Source organism: Draconibacterium sp. IB214405 (assembly GCF_033963885.1).
Taxonomy (GTDB): Bacteria; Bacteroidota; Bacteroidia; order Bacteroidales; family Prolixibacteraceae; genus Draconibacterium.
In genome coordinates, this window is the sequence record NZ_JAXBMA010000001.1 from 372,356 (window position 1) to 393,985 (window position 21,630).

At 42.0% G+C, this 21,630-nt stretch carries 10 protein-coding genes; 9 read left to right on the forward strand and 1 reads right to left on the reverse strand.

The features are described 5' to 3' along the window. Positions 1-115 precede the first annotated feature (115 nt). From SLH46_RS01175 to SLH46_RS01215, 9 genes are all read left to right on the forward strand, one after another. Positions 116-3,742 carry a family 78 glycoside hydrolase catalytic domain gene (locus tag SLH46_RS01175; protein WP_320279304.1) on the forward strand — a complete coding sequence of 1,209 codons (3,627 nt, stop codon included), beginning with the start codon at positions 116-118 and terminating at the stop codon, positions 3,740-3,742. Positions 3,743-3,794: 52 nt separating this feature from the next. Then, entirely contained in the window at positions 3,795-7,139 is a 3,345-nt protein-coding gene (locus SLH46_RS01180; protein WP_320279305.1) for a glycosyl hydrolase, read from the forward strand. Positions 7,140-7,250: 111 nt separating this feature from the next. After that, positions 7,251-9,419: an alpha-L-rhamnosidase-related protein gene (locus SLH46_RS01185; protein WP_320279306.1), complete on the forward strand. Its 2,169-nt coding sequence runs from the start codon at positions 7,251-7,253 to the stop codon at positions 9,417-9,419. Between the two features lie 183 nt (positions 9,420-9,602). Next, entirely contained in the window at positions 9,603-11,942 is a 2,340-nt protein-coding gene (locus SLH46_RS01190) for a glycoside hydrolase family 3 protein (protein WP_320279307.1), read from the forward strand. Between the two features lie 263 nt (positions 11,943-12,205). Further along, positions 12,206-13,822 (forward strand): glycoside hydrolase family 43 protein, encoded by a 1,617-nt coding sequence (locus tag SLH46_RS01195; protein WP_320279308.1) that lies wholly within the window; start codon positions 12,206-12,208, stop codon positions 13,820-13,822. 191 nt (positions 13,823-14,013) lie between these two features. Continuing rightward, on the forward strand, positions 14,014-15,510 hold the full coding sequence (locus SLH46_RS01200) for a Gfo/Idh/MocA family protein (protein ID WP_320279309.1): 1,497 nt from the start codon (positions 14,014-14,016) through the stop codon (positions 15,508-15,510). 40 nt (positions 15,511-15,550) lie between these two features. After that, positions 15,551-16,537, forward strand: a complete 987-nt coding sequence (locus SLH46_RS01205) for a sugar phosphate isomerase/epimerase family protein (RefSeq protein WP_320279310.1) — start codon at positions 15,551-15,553, stop codon at positions 16,535-16,537. A 209-nt stretch (positions 16,538-16,746) separates the two neighbouring features. Beyond that, positions 16,747-17,691, forward strand: coding sequence for a sugar phosphate isomerase/epimerase family protein (locus tag SLH46_RS01210; RefSeq protein WP_320279311.1), 945 nt, complete (start codon positions 16,747-16,749; stop codon positions 17,689-17,691). 297 nt (positions 17,692-17,988) lie between these two features. Next, entirely contained in the window at positions 17,989-20,769 is a 2,781-nt protein-coding gene (locus SLH46_RS01215; protein ID WP_320279312.1) for a glycoside hydrolase family 2 protein, read from the forward strand. Positions 20,770-20,853: 84 nt separating this feature from the next. Here the strand turns inward: SLH46_RS01215 and SLH46_RS01220 are convergent, their stop codons facing one another. Further along, positions 20,854-21,624, reverse strand: a complete 771-nt coding sequence (locus SLH46_RS01220) for an NUDIX hydrolase (RefSeq protein ID WP_320279313.1) — start codon at positions 21,622-21,624, stop codon at positions 20,854-20,856. Positions 21,625-21,630: the final 6 nt, after the last annotated feature.

The following is a 21,630-nucleotide window of genomic DNA, read 5'->3' on the forward strand; positions in this document are numbered from 1 at the left end:
GGAGAATTCCCTTTTTCTTTTTAAACCATTCTTTATCAGATCCATCAAAACAATTAATTTTTCCCTTTGGGAAATAGATATTCAGAGAATACCTAAACTATATTAAACCCATATTATGAACTATAAGAATCTTCTCGTCAGCCTTCAAAAAACTAATTTTATTCATGCCGTAATTATTTTGGTAACGCTCTCAACCTTATTCGGATGTAGCAATAACCAAAATATAGTCAACAATCTAACTGTTGAATACACAGCCACACCTCTTGGAATCGACGTGGAAAATCCGCGCTTTGGCTGGCAAATGCAGGCACCTGAAGGTGTGCGTGGTATGTTCCAAACGGCTTATCAACTTGAAGTGAAAAATCCTTCAGGCGATGTAGTATGGAATTCCGGAAAAGTAAACGGAAGTACTGCGTTGGCAATAAAATATGAAGGAGAAAAACTCCAGGCAAAAACGAAGTACAACTGGACCGCAACAGTTTGGGATAACAACGGAGAACAGCATTCGGCGACTTCGTGGTTTGAAACCGGCCTGATGAATCCGGATATTTCAGCCTGGGAAGGTGCCCAATGGATTGGTGGAGGAGATGACGACCTTGTATTCAGTGCCGATTATCAACTGATATTCAGGATTAAATATGGAATCACCATTAGTGAAGGTAGTTCGAAGGCAGCGTTGGTTTATGGTGCCAACGACATGCGACTAATGGATAAATACAAAAATATTTACCAGCTTGAAAACAAAGAAAATGAGAGCTACATTAAACTTGAGCTTGATGTTTCTGACGTTAACGGTTCGGCCAGTGGATTGGCAAAATTTAATGTGTACCGCGCCGGTTATCATCCAACCGACAATCCTGATGTACCTTTTAAAACCTTCAATATAAAACCTACAGTAATCAATTCGGGAAATAAATACACCAAACACAATATTGAATTTAAAAGTACATTCGGACAAATTACCATAAGCGTTGACGGTAACGATGAGTTTTTTGTAAAAGAAAAAACAGATGAACCGCAGGGTGGAATGCCGGCTTTTATGCGACGTAACCGTGGAGCATCGGTAAATCTCAATCCTGTAGGATCGGGCGGAAATTACATTCCATTTGGCATGGTTTGCGATATGGGATTTGCAGCAGATGCCGGCCAAAAAGCAAGCTTTACTGATGTTGAAGTTTTTAACGATCGAATGCCCAATAATACCCTTTTTAAAGAAAGCCTTTCTGGCGATTACAACGGTATTTTTGTGGGTAATGTTGAGGTTTCAAACAATGCTTACATAGTTGACGGCGGTACTGAAGGAATGTTTGTTGTTGCCGATCCAAGCCGTAATTCAATACCTATGTTACGCACCGAATTTACAGCAGCTAAAAAGGTAAAATCAGCTCGTTTATACGTCACAGCACGGGGTATTTACGAAGTGTTTATCAATGGTGAAAAGGTTAGCAGCGACTACTACAATCCGGGTCAAACGCAATACAACAAATCGCATTTTTATCAAACTTACGATGTAACCGATATGATCCAAAGTGGCGATAATGCTATGGGAGCTCTATTAGCCGAAGGTTGGTGGAGTGGTTTACTTAGTTTCGGTTCTATCTGGAATCACTTTGGTGATCGCCAGTCTTTACTGGCTAAACTCGAAATCAGCTACTCGGACGGAACAAAAGAACTGATTACTTCAAACGATAAAAACTGGAAATATTACAACGAAGGCCCGATCAAATACAGCAGTTTAGATTTGGGTGAAATTTACGATGCCACAAAAGAAGCTTCTATCGATGGCTGGTCAACCGTTGGTTTCGACGATTCAAACTGGAAACAAGCTTCTGAAGTTCTGCTTGAAGGAACATCGTTTTCAGGAGAAGAGCGCGAGTTTACCGGGGCAGTAAGCTATTTTAATTACGATGATTTTAAACTGATCGGACAGATTGGCAACAATGCAGGCGAGTTCAAAAAACTGGTTGCCAAAAGTGTTGAAGAGGTTCGTCCGGGCGTATATGTGTACGACATGGGACAAAACTTCGTTGGTGTTCCGAAAATTACTCTGGCCAATGGCACAGCAGGAGACACACTGGTATTACGTGTTGCTGAGATTTTATACCCCGATCTTCCTGAATCAGGAGACAACGTGGGAATGATAATGACGGAAAATTACCGGGCAGCGCTTTGTCAGGACATTTATATTATGAAAGACGGAGCTCAGGTTTTCCAACCTAAATTTACCTCTCGTGGTTACCAGCTTATAGAAATTACAGGCATTGATGAACCGCTGCCACTGGAGGCTGTTGAAGGTGTTGCAATCAGTTCCATTTTGGATCTTACCGCAGAATACAACACTTCGAATCCGAAGGTAAATCAGTTGTGGTCGAACCTGACCTGGTCGAACGTAGATAACTTCCTAACCATACCAACCGATTGTCCTCAGCGAAACGAACGAATGGGCTGGTCGGGCGATATCTCAGTATTTTCACGCACTGCAACTTATGTTTCCAATTCCAACCAATTTTTGCGCCGACATATGTTTGCCATGCGCGATGTGCAAAAGGCTAGCGGAAAATTTACCGATGTAGCACCAATTGGTGGTGGTTTTGGCGGTGTACTTTGGGGAAGTGCAGGTATTACCGTTCCCTGGGAAGCTTATCAGCAATACAACGATGTAGCCATGTTGGAGGAGCATTACGATGCAATGGTAGCCTATATCGATTACCTTGAAACGACATTAGATCCTGAAACCGGAATTACCAGCGACGGGCAGCTGGGCGACTGGCTCGGGCCTCAAAATAATGCACTTGGAACGCCTTTCCTTACAACAGCTTACCATGTTTTCGATTTGTATATCATGAAAAACATAGCTGACGTTTTGGGAAAAGATGCAGATGCTAAACGTTTTGAAAATATGTACAACGAGCGAAAAGCCTTCTTCAATAAAACCTTTATTAACGAAGACGGAAAAACCATGGGACTGGTAGGTGGCGGTCGTGGTTTTGGGCCAATGGGTCCTGCAAAACCTGAATTTAAACTGGCCGATACACAAACTTCATATGCGGTTGGTTTGGCGTTGGGAGCTTTTGATGACAACGTAATTTCAGAAATGGCTAAAAATCTGGCCACAACCATCGAACGACAAAATACAGATGATGATGGTGTTCTTCGTCCGGAATATTCGCTAATGACCGGATTTATCGGAACTGCGTGGGTAAGCAAAGCCCTTTCTGATAACGGTTATAACGAACAAGCCTATAAATTGCTACAAAATAATCAGTACCCATCGTGGTTATATTCCATCGATCAGGGAGCGACTTCCATATGGGAGCGCCTGAATGGTTACACCGTTGAAAATGGTTTTGGCGGCAACAACAGCATGAACTCATTTAACCACTATTCGTTTGGAGCTGTTGGACAATGGATGATGGCTTACTCGCTGGGTATCCAGCGCGATGAGCCGGGATTCCAGAAGTTCATTCTGCAGCCAACACCCGATCCAAGTGAAGAAATGAAGTGGGCAGAAGGTTATTACGACTCGATGTACGGAAAAATCCAGAGCAAATGGGAAGTTGAAAACGGCCAGCTGACTTACACGGCAACTGTTCCGGCAAATACCTCGGCAACCTTGTATTTGCCTGCAAAATCTGAAAATGATGTGATTGATGCGGACGGTTGTGAATTGCTTAAATTCGAAAATGGTAAAGCTGTTTACCAGTTGAAGTCTGGGAACTACCGTTTCGTCAGCGCTTTGTAATTTGAAATTAAATCGATTTCTGAATCAACCAAGATTAATCACAATTATTCTTATGAAAAAAATACTTAACTGTGTATTCTTAGTATTGTTCTTTCTGGGAATCAATACCCAATGTAAAATGAGCGACACCGATACTCAGGGAAACCTGGAAGACGGTTTTGTGAATCCGCCAAATGAAGCCAAACCACGTGTTTGGTGGCACTGGATGAACGGGAACATTACCAAAGATGGAATTCAGAAAGATTTGGAGTGGATGAACCGTGTTGGTATTGGTGGATTTCAGAATTTCGACGCCGCATTTATGACACCCCAAATCGTAGAAAAGAGATTGGTTTATATGGCACCTGAATGGAAAGATGCCTTTCAGTTCACAACACAACTTGCCGATTCGCTGGAGCTTGAAATGGCCATCGCCGGTTCACCGGGTTGGAGCGAAAGTGGAGGCCCCTGGGTTAAACCTGGGCAGGCCATGAAAAAACTGGTGTGGAGCGAAATGCCGATTGAAGGTGGAAAATATTTCTCAGGAACTTTACCTCATCCTCCTACTGCAACCGGTCCTTTTCAAAATATGGTTTTGAACGAGAATTTTATGCCTGGTGAAGAACGAGAAGCTGAAAAAGAAGCTGGATTTTATGCCGATGCAGCCGTTGTTGCTTATCGTATTCCCGAGACGAATATTTCGCTAACAGAACTTCAACCCAAAATAACATCGAGTGGAGGTAATTTCAATCTGAAAATGCTTACTGATGGAGATTTAGTAAAGACTGCTTATTTGCCGCCCGTTGAAGTTGGACAAAGAGCCTGGATTCAGTATGAATTCGAAAAGCCGGAAACCATTTTTTCACTGACCATCGTGGGTGGAGTAAACAGTGGTCGTTTTGGGACAAGCGGAAATCCTGAGAATATTATTCTGGAATCGAGCCAGGATGGTAAAACTTTTGAAAAAGTTACCGGCATTTATAATAATCGGATTGGTCAGGTAACCGAGACTTTCGATCCTGTTACAGCTAAATATTTCCGCTTCGCATTTAAAACACTTCCGGCAGGTCGTAACGGTATGGCAGCGATCATGGGAATGGGTGGAGGTCCAGCCGAGCCTAAAGGAACCGATGTAGCGGAACTTGTGCTGCACACTGCTCCTAAAATCAACCGTTTCGAAGAAAAAGCAGCTTTCACTGTCAACATGGATCTGGCTTCTCTTATGACAAAGCCGGTTGATAATTCCACCGTTATATCAAAAGATGATATCGTAGATCTCACATCGAAAATGAATGCCGACGGGACAATCGAATGGGATGCACCGGCCGGAAACTGGAACATTATGCGATTTGGCTACACACTTACCGGCCACAAAAACTCTCCGGCATCGCCCGAAGCAACAGGTCTGGAAGTTGACAAACTGAGTGCTGAACATGTAACCAGCTATTTCACGCAGTACCTCGACATGTACAAAGATGCTACCGGCGGATTAATGGGAGAAAACGGATTGCAGTACATTATCACCGACAGTTGGGAAGCCGGAACACAAAACTGGACCGACAACATGCCGGCCGATTTTCTTTCAAAACGGGGCTACGACATTATTCCATGGCTGCCGGTTGTTGCCGGACACATTATCCAAAGTTCGGAAGCAAGCGAACGTTTCCTTTGGGATCTTCGAAAAACGATCGCCGACCTGACTACTGAAAACCATTACGATCTCTTAACTGATATTCTAAAAGAACGTGGTATGGGACGCTATTCCGAATCGCATGAAGATATGCGCGCATTTATTGGCGATGGTATGGAAGTGAAACGCAGTGCAGATGTTCCAATGAGTGCCACGTGGACGCCCACCGGAAACGAGACAGAAGTACAAACACGCTTCAAAGCCGATGTTCGTGAATCAGCGTCGGTATCGCATATTTACGGACAAAATCTTGTTGCTGCCGAATCGATGACCGCAATTGGAACAGCGTGGGCATGGTCGCCTGAAACCCTAAAACCCACTGCCGACATGGAACTGGCATGCGGATTAAACCGTTTTGTTATTCATACATCGGTTCATCAGCCCGTCGACGATAAAATCCCCGGTCTGGGACTTGGACCTTTTGGACAGTGGTTTACACGTCATGAAACCTGGGCCGAGCAAGCCAAGCCCTGGATGGATTATCTGGCTAGAAGCTGTTACATGCTGCAACAGGGAAAATTTGTTGCCGATATCGTTTATTATTACGGCGAAGACAACAACATTACCGCACTTTTTGGAGCAAAAATGCCTGACATTCCTGAAGGATATAACTACGACTTTGTGAATGCCGATGCTTTGGTAAATGTTCTGGTTGTAAACAACAATTTAATAACCACGCCAAGTGGTATGAGCTACAAAATTTTGGCACTCGACAAAAACACAAAACGAATGTCACTTCCGGTTTTACGAAAATTGGCTCAATTGGCTGAGGATGGTGCCATAATTGTAGGTCAACGTCCACAATTTAAAGCCAGTCTTCAGGGAGATTTGGATGAATTTAATCAACTGGTGGATGAAATATGGAAGTCTGGAAAGGAAAACATTCATGAAAATGAAAGTATACAACAAGTTTTGGCCTCGTTGAACTTGAACCCCGACTTTAGCTATACTTCAGAAAATAACGCTGAAATCTTAAATGTTCACCGAAAACTTGGAGATATTGATATTTACTGGGTAAACAGCAGAAGCGACCAGGCTGAGTCAGTTTTGGCCACTTTCAGGGTTGACGGTAAAAAACCTGAAATCTGGCAACCCGAGACAGGCGAAAAATCCGAAGTGTCGTATCAGATGAAAAACGGAGAAACCACTGTTTCGCTCAACTTGAAGCCAAATGATGCTGTATTTGTTGTGTTTGCTCAATCAACGAATAAAACAAAACTCGAGCTTCCCGTTGTTCAGGAAAAAGAATTGCTTACCGTTGAAGGTCCCTGGGATATTTCCTTTCAGCCTGAACGGGGAGCACCTGCGAAAGCAACTTTCGACCAACTGGTATCATATACTGAAAATGAAGATGAAGGTATAAAGTATTTTTCGGGAACAGCTACTTACACCAACACCTTCCAAATTTCAGAAGCAGACTTAGCCAATGAAGACCTGTGCCTGGATTTAGGTGATGTACAAAACTTGGCAGAAGTTACCTTAAACGGTAAAAAGCTGGGCGTGATCTGGAAAAAACCGTTTAGGCTCGATATAAAAGATGCAGTTCAGGCCGGAGAAAATGAGCTTGAAATAAAAGTAGTTAACCTATGGGTGAATCGTTTAATCGGTGATGCTCAACCAGATGTAAGTGAGAAGATTACTTACACTACAATGCCGTTTTACCAGGCAAATTCACAGTTATTGCCTTCCGGACTATTAGGACCCGTACAACTTATAGGAACTTTATAGACCTTGAAAATATTCTAAGAAGGCTAAGAAATGATGAACGTTCGGTTTTTCCGGACGACTCAAAAACAAGTGCCTTATAAGTAAAAATGAACGACTATTGAAAACTAAATTATGAAAATTACCAGGACTGTTTTAACGCTGTTTTTCATCACACTTTTGCTATCAGCCTCCGCCCAAACCTGGATCTGGTTTCCGGGCGATTATGAAAACTGGTTGGGTAATCAAATGAATAACCGCCGTACAGAACGTGGGGTAACAATTCCTGTTCAATGGAAACTCGACGGACATGAACCACTGATGATTTTCACCAAAACAGTTGACCTGGAAGAGCCTGAGGAAATAGAAGTTTATGCCGAAGGTGAATTCATTATTACAATTGGCTGGAGGATAAAATACCAGGGAATTAAAAATGAACCACTAAAAGTGGTTGTTCCTGCAGGTAAAAATGAAATCAAAATCAAAGTACTCAATTATGCAAAGGTCCCTGCCCTCTTTGTAAAAGGAAAAACAATCAATTCGGACGACACCTGGATAACCAGTCCTCTTGACTCCCGCTACGCTACAAAAAATATGAAACACCCCTATTCTCCATCGGGATACTTCATGAATGCCGGAACAGGGAATCTGAATGATCCCAATTCGCTTCCCTCTGAATTCAAATTACCCACCAAACCAATGAAATATGTGGAGGCAAAACAAATGGAAGGGGGAACACTATTCGATTTTGGAATAGAAACCTTTGGATTTGTAAAATTCCATCAGCTCTCCGGGACAGGAAAACTCACCCTGCAATATGGTGAAACGGCTGAAGAAGCGCTTGATGCTGAACATTGCGAAACCTTCGATATTGTAGATATTCCCGCCGGAAAGTCGGATTATACTATGCCGCGGTCGAATGCACTGCGATACATTTTTGTGGCTGCCGAGAATGCTGAATACGATGATGTTTCTTTGTTGTACGAATATGCACCGGTTGAATATCGTGCAAGTTTTAAGTGCAACGATGAAGAGGTAAATAAAATTTGGGAAGTTGGGAGATACACGCTTCAGCTAACCACCCGCGAAGTATTTATCGACGGCATAAAACGCGATCGTTGGGCGTGGTCGGGCGATGCTTACCAAAGCTACCTGATGAATTACTACATGTTTTTCGACCTTGAAACCACCAAACGTACCATGTACACTTTGCGTGGCTCCGAACCGGTAATGGTTCACCTAAACAACATTCTCGACTATTCTTTCTACTGGTTTATGGGAATTTACGATTATTACCAATACACCGGCGATGTAGCTTTTCTGAAGCAGATCTATCCTAAAATGGAATCGTTGATGGATTTTGTGTTGGACCGCAGAAACGATCGTGGTTTGGTGGAAGGGCTTGAAGGCGACTGGGTGTATATCGACTGGTTCGACGACCAGGTAGATATTACCGGAGAAGTGAGTTTTGAGCAAATCGTATTCTGCAAAAGCCTCGAAACCATGACACTCTGTTCTGAAATATTGGGGATTGGCAGTGAAGCTCAAAAATACGATGCGCTGGCAAAAGATGTTCGCTCAAAGCTCAGTGACTTCTGGAACGAAGAAAAACAAGCTTTTATTTTTAATCGAAAAGACGGAGTGAACAGCGATCAGGTTACCAAGCATGCCAATATGTTTGCTATTTTTTACGACTACGTATCAACTGAACAAAAAGAAGAAATTAAAAAATCGGTCATTTTAAATCCGAATATACCGGCCATCTCAACTCCTTATATGCGTTTTTATGAGTTGGAGGCAATGTGTTCGCTTAACGAACAGGAATATGTTTTATCCGAAATAAAAGACTACTGGGGTGGAATGTTGAAACTTGGCGCCACCACATTCTGGGAAAAATACAATCCTGAGCACAAAGGATTGGAGCATTATACTATGTATGGACGTCCTTTCGGGAAAAGCCTTTGCCATGCATGGGGTGCAAGTCCGATCTACCTTTTGGGTAAATATTTTGTTGGAGTAAAACCTACAAAACCGGGGTATCAGGAATTTGAGATCAGACCGGTGCTCGGAGGTCTTGAATGGTTTGAAAGCAGCATACCAACTCCCAATGGAGATATTAAGGTCTATGCTGATAAAAATAAAATCAAAGTTAAGGCTTCTGAAGGAGAAGGTAGTTTAATCTTTACGAGTAAAAAACAACCAAAAACCGATGTTGGCACTATTGAGCAGATTGGCGAAAATGAATTCCTTTTAAAGATTAATGGTGATGGACAAGAAGTCAGTGTTGAATATAGGGCTCTCTAAACAAAATTGAAAAAGGTGTATGGGAACAGTGAAAATCCCTTTTGGGATGGTTTAGTTTAGTTGAAGCGAATCAGGTGCCTGAATGGATCAGGTGCCTGATTTTATGTAAGTTTTTGGCAGCTTTAACTACACGTTCATTTTTAGGTCTTAATACTTATAACTAATTAATATCAAACTATTTATATGAAAACATTTTCAAAATCAACAATCAAAAACTTTTCATTAGTTGTCCTTTCATTCCTGCTGTTTAGCTGTGGATCAAAATGGACGGAGGAGCAAAAAGAAGGATTCAACCTGGTTTATAACGAAGGAGGTCAAACCCTTGGTTATTCTCCCTCATCGGGTGTAAGTATCATCGAAAATAAAGGCTTTGCTTTTAAAGACCTGAATAAAAACGGTGCGCTCGACAAGTACGAAGACTGGCGTTTATCGTTTGACGAAAGAGCTCAGGATTTGGCATCTCAAATGTCGGTTGAGCAAATTGCCGGATTGATGTTGTACAGTGCCCATCAATCTATTCCGGGAAGAAGTGGAGGACGAAGAGGTTTTGGCGGATCCACATACAACGGAAAACCACTGGCCGAAAGTGGTGCCGAATCCAGCGATCTCACCGATCAGCAAGTAAAATTCCTTACCGACGACAATCTACGCCATGTTTTGGTTACCTCAGTGGAATCGCCCGCAGTTGCTGCTAAATGGAACAACAACATGCAGGCACTGGTTGAAGGTATCGGTTTGGGAATTCCTGGTAACAACAGTTCCGATCCACGTCACCGCACTTCTGCTGATGCCGAGTTTAACGAAGGTGCAGGCGGACAAATTTCCATGTGGCCAACGTCATTGGGAATGGCTGCAACTTTCGATCCTGAAGTGGTGAAAAATTTCGGAGAAATTGCGTCAGTTGAATACCGTGCTTTGGGTATTGCCACTGCATTATCGCCACAAATCGACCTTGCAACTGAACCTCGTTGGGGACGTTTTAACGGAACTTTTGGAGAAGATCCGCAGCTTGATCGTGATATGGCCCGTGCCTATGTCGATGGATTTCAAACTTCAGCAGGAGATGCTGAGATTGCTGGAGGTTGGGGTTACAACAGTGTAAACGCCATGGTGAAACACTGGCCTAGTGGCGGACCTGAAGAAGGCGGTCGCGATGCACACTTTGCTTACGGAAAATACGCCGTTTACCCGGGAAACAACTTTGATGAACACCTGATTCCTTTTACTGAAGGAGCTTTCAAATTGGATGGAGCAACAGGAATGGCATCGGCAGTAATGCCTTACTACACCATTTCGTTCGGAATCGATCAGGAAAACGGTGAAAATGTTGGGAACAGCTACAGCAAATATATCATCCAGGATCTTTTGCGCGACAAATACGGTTACGACGGAGTTTTGTGCACCGATTGGGGAATTACCAAAGATAACCTGGCCATTAACTCTTTTGGAACTACTTCGTGGGGAGCTGAGCATTTATCAGTAGCAGAAAGACATTACAAAATTATTATGGCCGGTGTCGATCAGTTTGGTGGTAACAACGATATGGGCCCTGTTATTGAGGCTTACAACATGGGCGTGGAAGAACACGGTGAAGAATTTATGCGTAAACGTTTTGAAGAATCTGCAGTACGTTTACTGAAAAATATCTTTCGCACCGGCTTATTCGAAAATCCATATCTGGAAGTAGCTAAAACCGAAGAAACTGTTGGTAAAGCTGAATTTATGACTGCCGGTTACCAGGCACAACTTAAGTCGGTGGTGATGCTTAAAAACGCACAAAGCAGCCTTCCGATAAAAGCGGAAACAAAAGTATATGTGCCGCAAAAATATTATGCACCAAGTCAGGGAATGTTCGGTTTTGGCGGCTCGGAAGCAAGATGGGATTACCCGGTTAGCCTTGATATTGTAAAGAAATATGCGCCGGTAACCGAAACGGCTGCTGATGCCGATTATGCACTGGTATTTATCGACAGTCCGAACGGAGGAAGCGGATACAGCCCGGAAGATGCGAAAGACGGTGGAAACGGTTATGTGCCGATTAGTTTACAATACGGCAAATATACAGCCACAAATGCCCGCGAAGTAAGTATTGCGGGTGGCGATCCGTTGGAAGATTTTACCAACCGTTCGTACAAAGGAAAAACCACAACAGCAACAAACACCAGCGATCTCGACCTTGTTTTAGAAACTAAAAAAGCAATGGGCGACAAACCTGTAATTGTAGTGGTAAATGTTTCCAACCCGATGGTTTTCGCCGAATTTGAAAAAGCGGCTGACGCAATTGTTGTAAGTTTTGGCGTTCAGGATCAGGCCATCATGGATATTATTAGTGGTAAAGCAGAGCCTACCGGACTATTACCAATGCAAATGCCGGCGAACATGAAAACCGTTGAAGAACAGTTTGAAGATGTTCCGCGAGACATGGAATGTTACGTTGATACCGAAGGTAATACTTACGACTTCGCTTTCGGATTAAACTGGAGTGGGGTTATTAACGACGAACGTGTAGCCAACTACAAATAAACTGCTAAAAACAGCTACTTTTTAGTGGTAAGTTTCCCTGCACAATTATTGGAAGCTGCATTTCTTAAATCGGTAAACAGGATAAGTTTTATTGATTTAAGAAATGCTCTTTCTAAAATACCTGCCTATTCTAACCGGACTGCGGTTAAAACCTGTTAATCTTATTTTGTAGTTTATACAATAAGCATTAGTTTCGCTTATCTGTTTAACTTTAGTATTTTAGAATTGTCAAATTAGACAACCGGCTAAAAATAATTACAACCATGAACAAAACTAAATCGAACTCTAAAGCAGGATTAAAGGGTTTTATCCTGTTAATCGCACTATGTCTGAGTTTTAACCTGTTTGCGCAAGTCGCACAAAATCCGTTTGCAAAAGCACCCGAGCCAAATGCAACTGTAACCTACAATAATCCGATTCTTCCGGGTTTCTATTCCGATCCAAGTGTTTGCCGCGTTGGCGACGATTATTACCTCATCACCAGCACATTTGAATACTTTCCCGGAGTACCTATTTTCCACAGTAAAGACCTTGTAAACTGGGAACAGATCGGTCATTGTATCCACCGGAAAGAACAAATACCAAACGGGCTGAACATATTTGCGGCCACACTGCGTTACCACGACGGAACATTTTATATGATCACTACCAACATTACCGGTGGCGGAAACTTTTTTGTAACAGCAACAGACCCTGCCGGCCCCTGGTCCGATCCAATTTGGGTTGATGTTCCGGGAATCGATCCCGACATGTTTTGGGACGAAGACGGAAAAGCTTACATCATCAGTTCACCATTTATTTTGTACGAAGTTGACTTAAAAACAGGTGAATTGTCGGAAGGTAAGAAAGTGTGGAACGGAACCGGTGGCAGATATGCTGAAGGTCCTCACATTTACAAAAAAGACGGCTGGTATTACCTGATGGCAGCCGAAGGTGGAACCGAAGAAGCTCACTCAGAAACCATTGCACGCAGTAACAGCATTTGGGGACCGTACACCGATAATCCGGCCAACCCAATTCTTACGCAATGTAACGCCGCCGGGCAGGGAAAACCTATACAGGGAATTGGCCATGCCGATATTATTCAGGCGCACGACAATTCGTGGTGGATCGTTTTCCATGGCTACCGAAATATCTCCGACAAAACGCACCACATACTAGGACGTGAGACTTGTCTTGCTCCTGTTGTATGGCCGAAAAACGGCTGGCCTGTAGTTAACGGCAACGGAACAGTTGATGTTGATATGACCTGCCCTACCCTGCCATTGAAACAGATTGCTGAGCCGCCATCAAAAGTTGAGTTTGATGGCGACAAGCTTGGTTTAGACTGGAACTATATTCAGGCTCCGGTAGAAAGTAACTTCTCACTTACCGAAAGAAGCGGATTTTTACGCCTCAAAGGAGCGGCTGAGACCATCAGTACCAACAAACCGTCAACCTTTGTTGGACGCCGTTTAAAAGACCATTATTTTACTGCTACTACTCAACTGGAATTCGATCCTAAAAATGAAAATGAAGAAGCCGGATTGATCTTGCTAAACAACGGCTCGCACTTCGATATTTTGGTGAGCAAAAAAGGAAATGACCGAATTCTGACCGTAAAATTACAGTTTGGCCAAACCATTTACACTTCAAAAGAATATACTTTGAAGCCCGGTCCTGTTAAACTGCGGGTAAGTGGAAATAAGTCCACATTCACCTTTTCGTTTGCACAAGGCAACGACGAATTTACCGCAATTGAAACCGCCGATGCCAAATTCCTGGCCACCGAAACAGTTGGTTTCTTTACCGGTATTTATGTTGGTTTGTACGCCACCGGAAATGGCAAAATATCGGAAGCCAACGCCGATTTCGACTGGATTGAATACCTGAAGAATTAAACGAAACAAAATTCCAGAATATTAAGGCTGCTCTGTTAGTACAGGGCAGCCTTTTTTATTGAATGAATACTTCTCTCGCATTTTTTTGCACATAATGTTCAACAACATATGACCACAATTAAACCTAATAACATTCTCATAATCTGATTAGTATTCAGAACAAATCATTTTAGTAACTAAACCATAAATTAATGAAAGCAAAAAATCAAAACTCCGGAAACTTTTCCAGAAGGTCTTTTATTGGTACTACAGCTGCAGCTGCTGCAGGTTTTACAATCGTTCCGCGTCACGTTTTAGGTGGCACAGGTTACATGTCTCCCAGTGATATGGTAAACATTGCCGGTATCGGTGTCGGTAGCCAGGGTGGCGGCGACATTCAGAACATTGCCACTCCCGATGTTCCTATCAAAAGAGCATTTAGTATGAGCGGCTTCTTAATGCAGCCTTATTCTGGTATCAAGCCTGAAAGAAGAGGATTTGGACAAAGAGGTGGTGTAGCAAACTCCGATGCTCCGATACAAATGGGAGATGCTGCCGAAGACAAATCGTTTAAACATGCCAATATTTATGCCCTTTGCGATGTTGATCACGATTATGCGGGCCATATAATGGCTGGTTATCCCAAAGCAAAAAAATACCACGATTTCCGTGAAATGATCGATAAGGAAAAAGAACTTGATGCTGTGCTGATCGGAACACCTGACCATACACATGCAGTGATCGCAGCGTATGCCATGCGTGCAGGCAAACACGTGTTTGTAGAGAAGCCAATGGCAAAAACAATCCACGAAGTACGTTTCCTCCGCGATCTGGCAAAAGAAACCGGTGTTGTTAGTCAAATGGGTAATCAGGGACACAACATTGAAGGTACAATGCAAACCGTTGAGTGGATCCGCTCCGGAGCTATCGGAAATGTATCGGAAGTTCACATGTGGTCGAACCGTCCGGTTTGGAAGCAAGGTTATATCGATCGTCCGGCAGGCGTTGCTGTTCCCGACAATCTGAAATACGACCTTTGGTTAGGGCCTGCTCCTGATGCACCTTACAGTCCTGAAACCACACACTTTGCATGGCGCGGATTGTGGGACTACGGAACAGGCGCAATGGGAGACATGGGCGCACATACTTTCGACGCTCCTATCTGGGCACTGGACCTTGGAATGCCAACAAAAATTCAGGCAACCACTACTCCTTTTAATGGTATTTATCTGCCACAGGCAGAAAGCGTAACTTACGAATTCCCTGCCCGCGGAAATATGCCTCCGGTAAAAGTAACCTGGAGCGACGGTGGTATTAAACCTGCCCGTCCTGCCGAACTGGAAGCCGACCGCCAGTTGCGCGAAGCACTCTATATTGGCGATAAAGGAATGATGATGCACGGAACTCACGGAGCAGCACCTGAATTGATTCCGGAAGATCCTGGTTTTAAAGAGCCTGAAAAAACTTTACCTCGTCCGAGCAGTGTTTATGTTGACTTTATTGAAGCCATTAAAGAAGGCCGCAAAGCTGCCAACGATTTCGAAATTTCTTCAAAACTGACAGAGATAATGCTTCTTACCAACATTGCAGTGGTTTCGCAACAGCTGAATAAGACACTGGAATACGATGCTGAGAATATGAAAATCACCAACTGTGAAGAGGCAAATAACTACTTCCACTACGAATACCGTAACGGATGGAAATTGTAATAAATCACATAGAATCTAAACAAAACTAAAATTTTTATACATGAAAAAATCAATTCAATTATTATTTGCAGCCTTGGTGCTGTTGTCATTTTCTGCCGGTGTAACAGCAGGTAATAAAGCTAAAAGCAAACAATTAGGAATCGCCTTTTATTCTGTAAAAGGTATGGATTCTGATATGGAAGGTTCATTAAAATCAGTATCTAATGATGGATATGTTGTTGCAGAATCTGCTAGTTATAATGCTCAGGCTGGAAAGTTTGGTGAATATTCTCCAACAGATTATGCAGCACTTGTCGACAAATATGGTATCGATTTAATTTCAAGCCATGTACGTGCAAGTTTTGATGTAGCTGATGAAGCCGGAACTTTGGCAGCCTGGAAAAAAGTTTTTGAGGATCATAAAGCAGCCGGTTGCAAATACGTTATACTTCCTTCAAACAGGTGGGATAATACCCTGGAAGGCGTGAAAGCACAATGCGACTTGATGAATAAAATAGGTGCTGAAGCAAATAAATTAGGCATGAAATTCGGGTACCATAACCACAGTGCCGAATTCGAAAAAATCGGAACCAGTGACCAGATTCTTGAAGATTATTTGATCGCGAATACTGATCCTGACAAAGTATTTTTCCAAATGGATGTTTACTGGATTACTCAAGGTGGACAAGATCCGGTTGAATACCTGAAAAAATATCCAAAACGCATTCAGGTGCTTCATATTAAAGATGACTACGTAATTGGTGCAAGTGGTGAGATTGATTACGAAGCGATCTTTAAACAATTTTACAAAAACGGACACAAGGATTGGTTTGTAGAGATTGAAGCCAAACTGACTGACGAGGAAAAAGCTCAGCGCGCTAAATTCATGGAAGAAATGAGAAAAGCACAGGCCGAAGGAAAGGAATTCAGACCAAAACCAGGTTCAATGCCGGGATTTGGTGCTCCTGATCCTGCAAAACTCAAAGTTTCGCTTGAAGCCATTTCTGAAAGTGCAGTGTATCTGAAAAATGCTTCATTTGTAAAATAACAACTTAATTGTTTCTCAAATAGAAAGCCCGTTCCTGACAGATCGGGCTTTTTTTATTCATCTTTCCTATTCAATCATGTGTTTCTATTTTATTAACCAGCCAGTAACCTTCTTTCCCAAAATATTAACAATTGAAAATAGTACTAAGCTTTTATCGATATCATTCATTTGATTTCTATATTTACCATACCAACTAAATCTATAAAACAATGAAAAAGACTTATCTATTTATTTCTTTCTGTCTTGTATTTTTTATTGCCATACAAGCTACTGCACAAAAACAAATTGGCTTAGCCACTTATTCGGTAAAGGGCATTCGGGATAATCCTGAAAAAGCATTCAAAGCGATCTCGGAAATAGGTTTTAGTACCGTTGAAATATGTGAATATGCAAACGGAGAAATATTCGGTAGGAAACCAGCCGATTTTAAAAAGTATTTGTCTGACCTTGGTTTAACTGTTACTTCGTCGCATACTCATACTACTTTTGATTTAAACGACGAAGCCGGTACACTTTCGGCATGGAATAAACTGTTGGATGATCACAAGGCAATGGGATGCAAATATGTTATCATTCCTTCGCACAAATGGGGAAATGATATAGAAACTGTTCAGGCCAATTGCGAGATGTTTGACAAAATCGGGAAACTCGCTAACGACAAAGGATTGATGTTTGCTTATCACAGCCATAATTCGGAGTTCAACACAATTGGCGACAGTGAAATAAAGTATGAAGATTACATTATTCAGCATACAAATCCTGAATACGTAAGTTTTGAAATGGATGTTTACTGGGCTTATCAGGGAGGACAAGATCCGGTGAAATGGCTACAAAAATATCCTGAGCGAATTAAAATTTTACACATTAAGGATTACTATGTGATTGGAGCCAGTGGAAAAATTGATTACGAAAGTATTTTCGACCAGTTCTACAAAAACGGGAATAGTGATTTTTACGTGGAAATGGAAAATGATATGGGAATTGAAATGGCTGATGAAGTTGCCAAATGGTCATTCAACAGTGTTAAAACCAACGAACCTATTCCTGATAAATACATGAAATTGTTTCTTTCAGAAGATAATGATCTGGACAAAGCTTTAACTGATATTGCCAAAAGCTTTAAGTATCTAAACAATGCTAATTTTGTTAAATAACAAAAAGAACATGATACTAGATCAAACTTAATTGTTTCGGATATTCTACTATTGTAACTTAAAGAAACAGCGCTGCAATAGTGAATACTAAAATATGACTCCATTTATAAGCAACTCGTTATCAATATTAAACGGGTTGCTTTTTTTATTTTCACTGATGCGAACAAACTAATCACAAAAAATATAGGTAATTCAAATGGATGGAGCGTTATTAAAATAAATGAATAGAAACACTTATTTTGTTATTTTTACAATAAGCTATAAAAAACAGGGCCTTTTGTCCTAAAAATTTAACTGATGAAGAACTACTATCTGATTTTTCTGTTGGCGATAATTTCGTGTACAACTCAAACACCCAATTACCGAACTACAATTGATTTGCAGGGCGAATGGCAATTTGCACTCGACACCGCAAACACCGGTGAAAAACAACAATGGTACCTTTCTGATTTTGATGATTCGGTAGTGTTGCCCGGAACGACTGATTCAAACCAAAAAGGCTTTTTGAATCAACATCCGACCACGATGCACCTCAACCGGATATACACTTACGAGGGAATGGCCTGGTACCGTAAAAAAGTTACCATTCCTGAAAACCTGAAGGATAAACGGCTGGAGCTTCAACTGGAACGTACCAAACCGTCGAAAGTATGGATTGATGATCAATTTGTTGGTTCGTCATTCTTATTGCAATCAACGCAAAAGTTCGATCTTTCGGAGTTTCTTACTCCCGGCGATCACTTCATAACCATACTGGTAAACAACGATTTAAAATTAACGCCCTACGGAAATGTGCACATTTATACCGACGAAACGCAAACCAACTGGAATGGTATTATCGGAAAAATCCAAATTGAAGCTACTCCAAAAACATATATTTCCGACTTGCGCATCACTCCTGATGTTCAGAATAAAAAAGCCCTCGTTGATCTGAAAATTGAAAATCAGCCGGAAGGAGAATTAGCAATTGAGCTCTATGTTGAAAAAACGGAGAATGGAAAAAAGACTCAGTTAAAAACATTAAAATCAACAGTGAGTGCACAAGACAAAATTCAACTGGAATACAATTTTGGTGACGGTTGTCAATTGTGGGACGAATACAACCAGCCTCTTTATAAACTTACCGCCGTTGTTACCGGAGAAGGAATTCAGGACACAAAAGCTGAAACCTTTGGTATGCGCGAATTTGCTGTTGACGGAACACAATTTTCGATTAACGGCCGAACCACTTTCCTTCGCGGAAAACACGAAGCCTGCGTTTTTCCTTTAACCGGACATCCGCCAATGGATGTTGAAGGTTGGGTGCGTGTATTTAAAATTGCCAAAAACTACGGTATCAACCATTATCGTTTTCACTCGTACTGCCCGCCCGAAGCGGCTTTTATTGCTGCCGACCAGGAGGGAATTTATTTGCAACCCGAGCTTCCGTTTTGGGGAGGTTTAGATTCCTTAAACATTGCAATTCAGTTGCTTGAGGAAGGTTTTGCTATGTTGAATGCTTATGCCAACCACCCATCGTTTGTACTGTTCTCGCACGGAAATGAAATTTGGGGAGGCCTTGATAATGTGGAGGCCAATATTGCCGCCTTAAAAGCATATGACGACCGACCGCTTTACACCATGGGATGCAACAACGGCATCGGCTATATTCCACCAACTCCAACTACGGAATTCTTTGTTGGCGCACGTACATCTTATGCCCACGACACCATTCTTACGCACACACGATTAACACATGCATTTGCCGACTCAAGAGAGGGAGCCCGGTTAAACGCAGTAACTCCGTCAACCGATTTTGATTTCAGCTATACGGTTGAGCACATGAATATGCCAATAATCAGTCACGAAATTGGGCAATACCAGATATTCCCGGATTACGATGAAATAGAAAAATATACAGGTGTTTTAAAAGCTACCAATCTCGAAATATTCAAAAGCCGTTTGGAAAAAGCCGGAATGTTCGACAAAGACAGTATTTTTCAGCAGGCAACAGGCGTTTGGTCGGCACTGTGTTACAAAGCCGAGATGGAAGCTGCCATCCGCACCAAAGGTTTTGCAGGATTTCAGTTGCTCGACTTGCAGGATTTCCCGGGTCAGGGAACAGCGCTTGTGGGTATTCTGGATGCCTTTATGGACAGCAAAAATGTAATCACTCCCGAAGCCTGGAAACAATCGTGTAACGATGTGGTTTTGTTGCTGGAATTCCCGAAATACTGCTATACCAACAACGAATCTTTTAATGCCAAAGCCGTTGTGGCTAACTACTCGAACAACGCGATTTCAAGTGCTATTTCGTGGACAATAAAACAAGAAGATGGAACTGTGGTTGGAGAAGGTACATTTTCAGGCTCTGAAATACCTTTTGGAGGACTATCCGACCTTGGCAATGTAACTGCGAATCTTTCGTCGGTTAAACAAGCTGCAAAGCTACACCTGCATATTTCTATTGCCGGAAGTGATTATTCCAACGATTATCCGATTTGGGTGTATCCTGCCGACAACGAGTTGGACATTCCTGAAGATATTTTTGTGTCAACAAAGGCCGACAAAAAAGTACTCAACGAGCTGAATAACGGAGGAAAAGTATTACTCTTTCCACAAACTGCCGATGTAAAAGATAAAAGCTTCCCGGGTTTATTCCCTCCTGATTTCTGGAATTACGGAATGTTTAAATCCATCTGTGAGAATAACGGAACACCGATTTCTCCTGGAACCCTGGGCTTATTGACCGATCCAACACACCCGCTGTTTACTGCCTTTCCAACTGATTTCCATACCAACTGGCAATGGTTCTCGATTATTAAAGCCAGTAATTCACTTGTTTTGGATGAACTCCCAACTGATTATTATCCAATCGTTCAGGTAGTAGATAACCTGGAGCGCAACCACAAACTGGGGCTAATTTTTGAACTGAAAGTTGGCGATGGAAAATTGTTGGTTTGTATGTCTCAATTAAATAAAATCAAGGATAAACCGGAAGCTGCACAGCTTTACAAATCCATCCTCAATTATATGGAATCAGAGACATTTGATCCGGAATTTTCAGTAAACAGTTCAGAGCTTAACTCCATATTATAAACGGCAAAACCTCTTTAAAAGTAAAGCGGGAATCGGTCTGAAAACTGATTCCCGCTTTACTTTTATCAGAAGTTGATCAATCTTTTAAAATCCAAACTTAGCTTCCTGGTCCAGCGATTTAAAATAAACCTCCTTATTAAACCGATAAAGGTGTGCCGGACGCCCCAAAGCATCTTTTCGCAAATCTACCTTTTCTACCGTACCCTGTTTCAGCATTTTTCTTCTGAAAGTTCCCCTGTCGATAGAGCGGTCGAGAATAGCTTCGTACAAACCTCTTAATTCATTTAAAGTAAATGTTTCGGGTAAGAGGTTAAATGCAACCGGATGATTGAGCAATTCATTGATCAACAACTTTTTCGTTTCGAGAATGATTTCAGCATGATCCATCGCCAGAGGTTCAAGATCCTTCACATCCATCCATTTGCTTTCTCCCAAAAAATCGCTGGTAACCGGTTCAACCTCGTTGTGTCTGACCAATCCATAATAAACCACCGATATAAAACGTTGCGTTGCCCATTTGGCAAATTCTTCTGTCACTAACTCTGCGTTGTAATCTGCAGGAACGATGTCTGCCACACGATCAACATCACCAAAGCTTTTAATTTGCCGGATAAAAACATTGTTCAAACCAAAAAGCGAGAGATTACGATAGGCTGCTTCCTCCAGATTTTCATCCTTTCGCACATGCCCCCCGGGCAACAACCAACTCTTTAACGGAGAAATATTCTTCAAATAAACCTTCAATTTAAAGTCGTCATAAGCAAATACCACAACATTAATTGATACGTGCGGAAGCAATGCATCCATCCCATCAGAAAAATAATTCTTGAGTATATCCGTAACTTTTTCTTGCATCCTGCT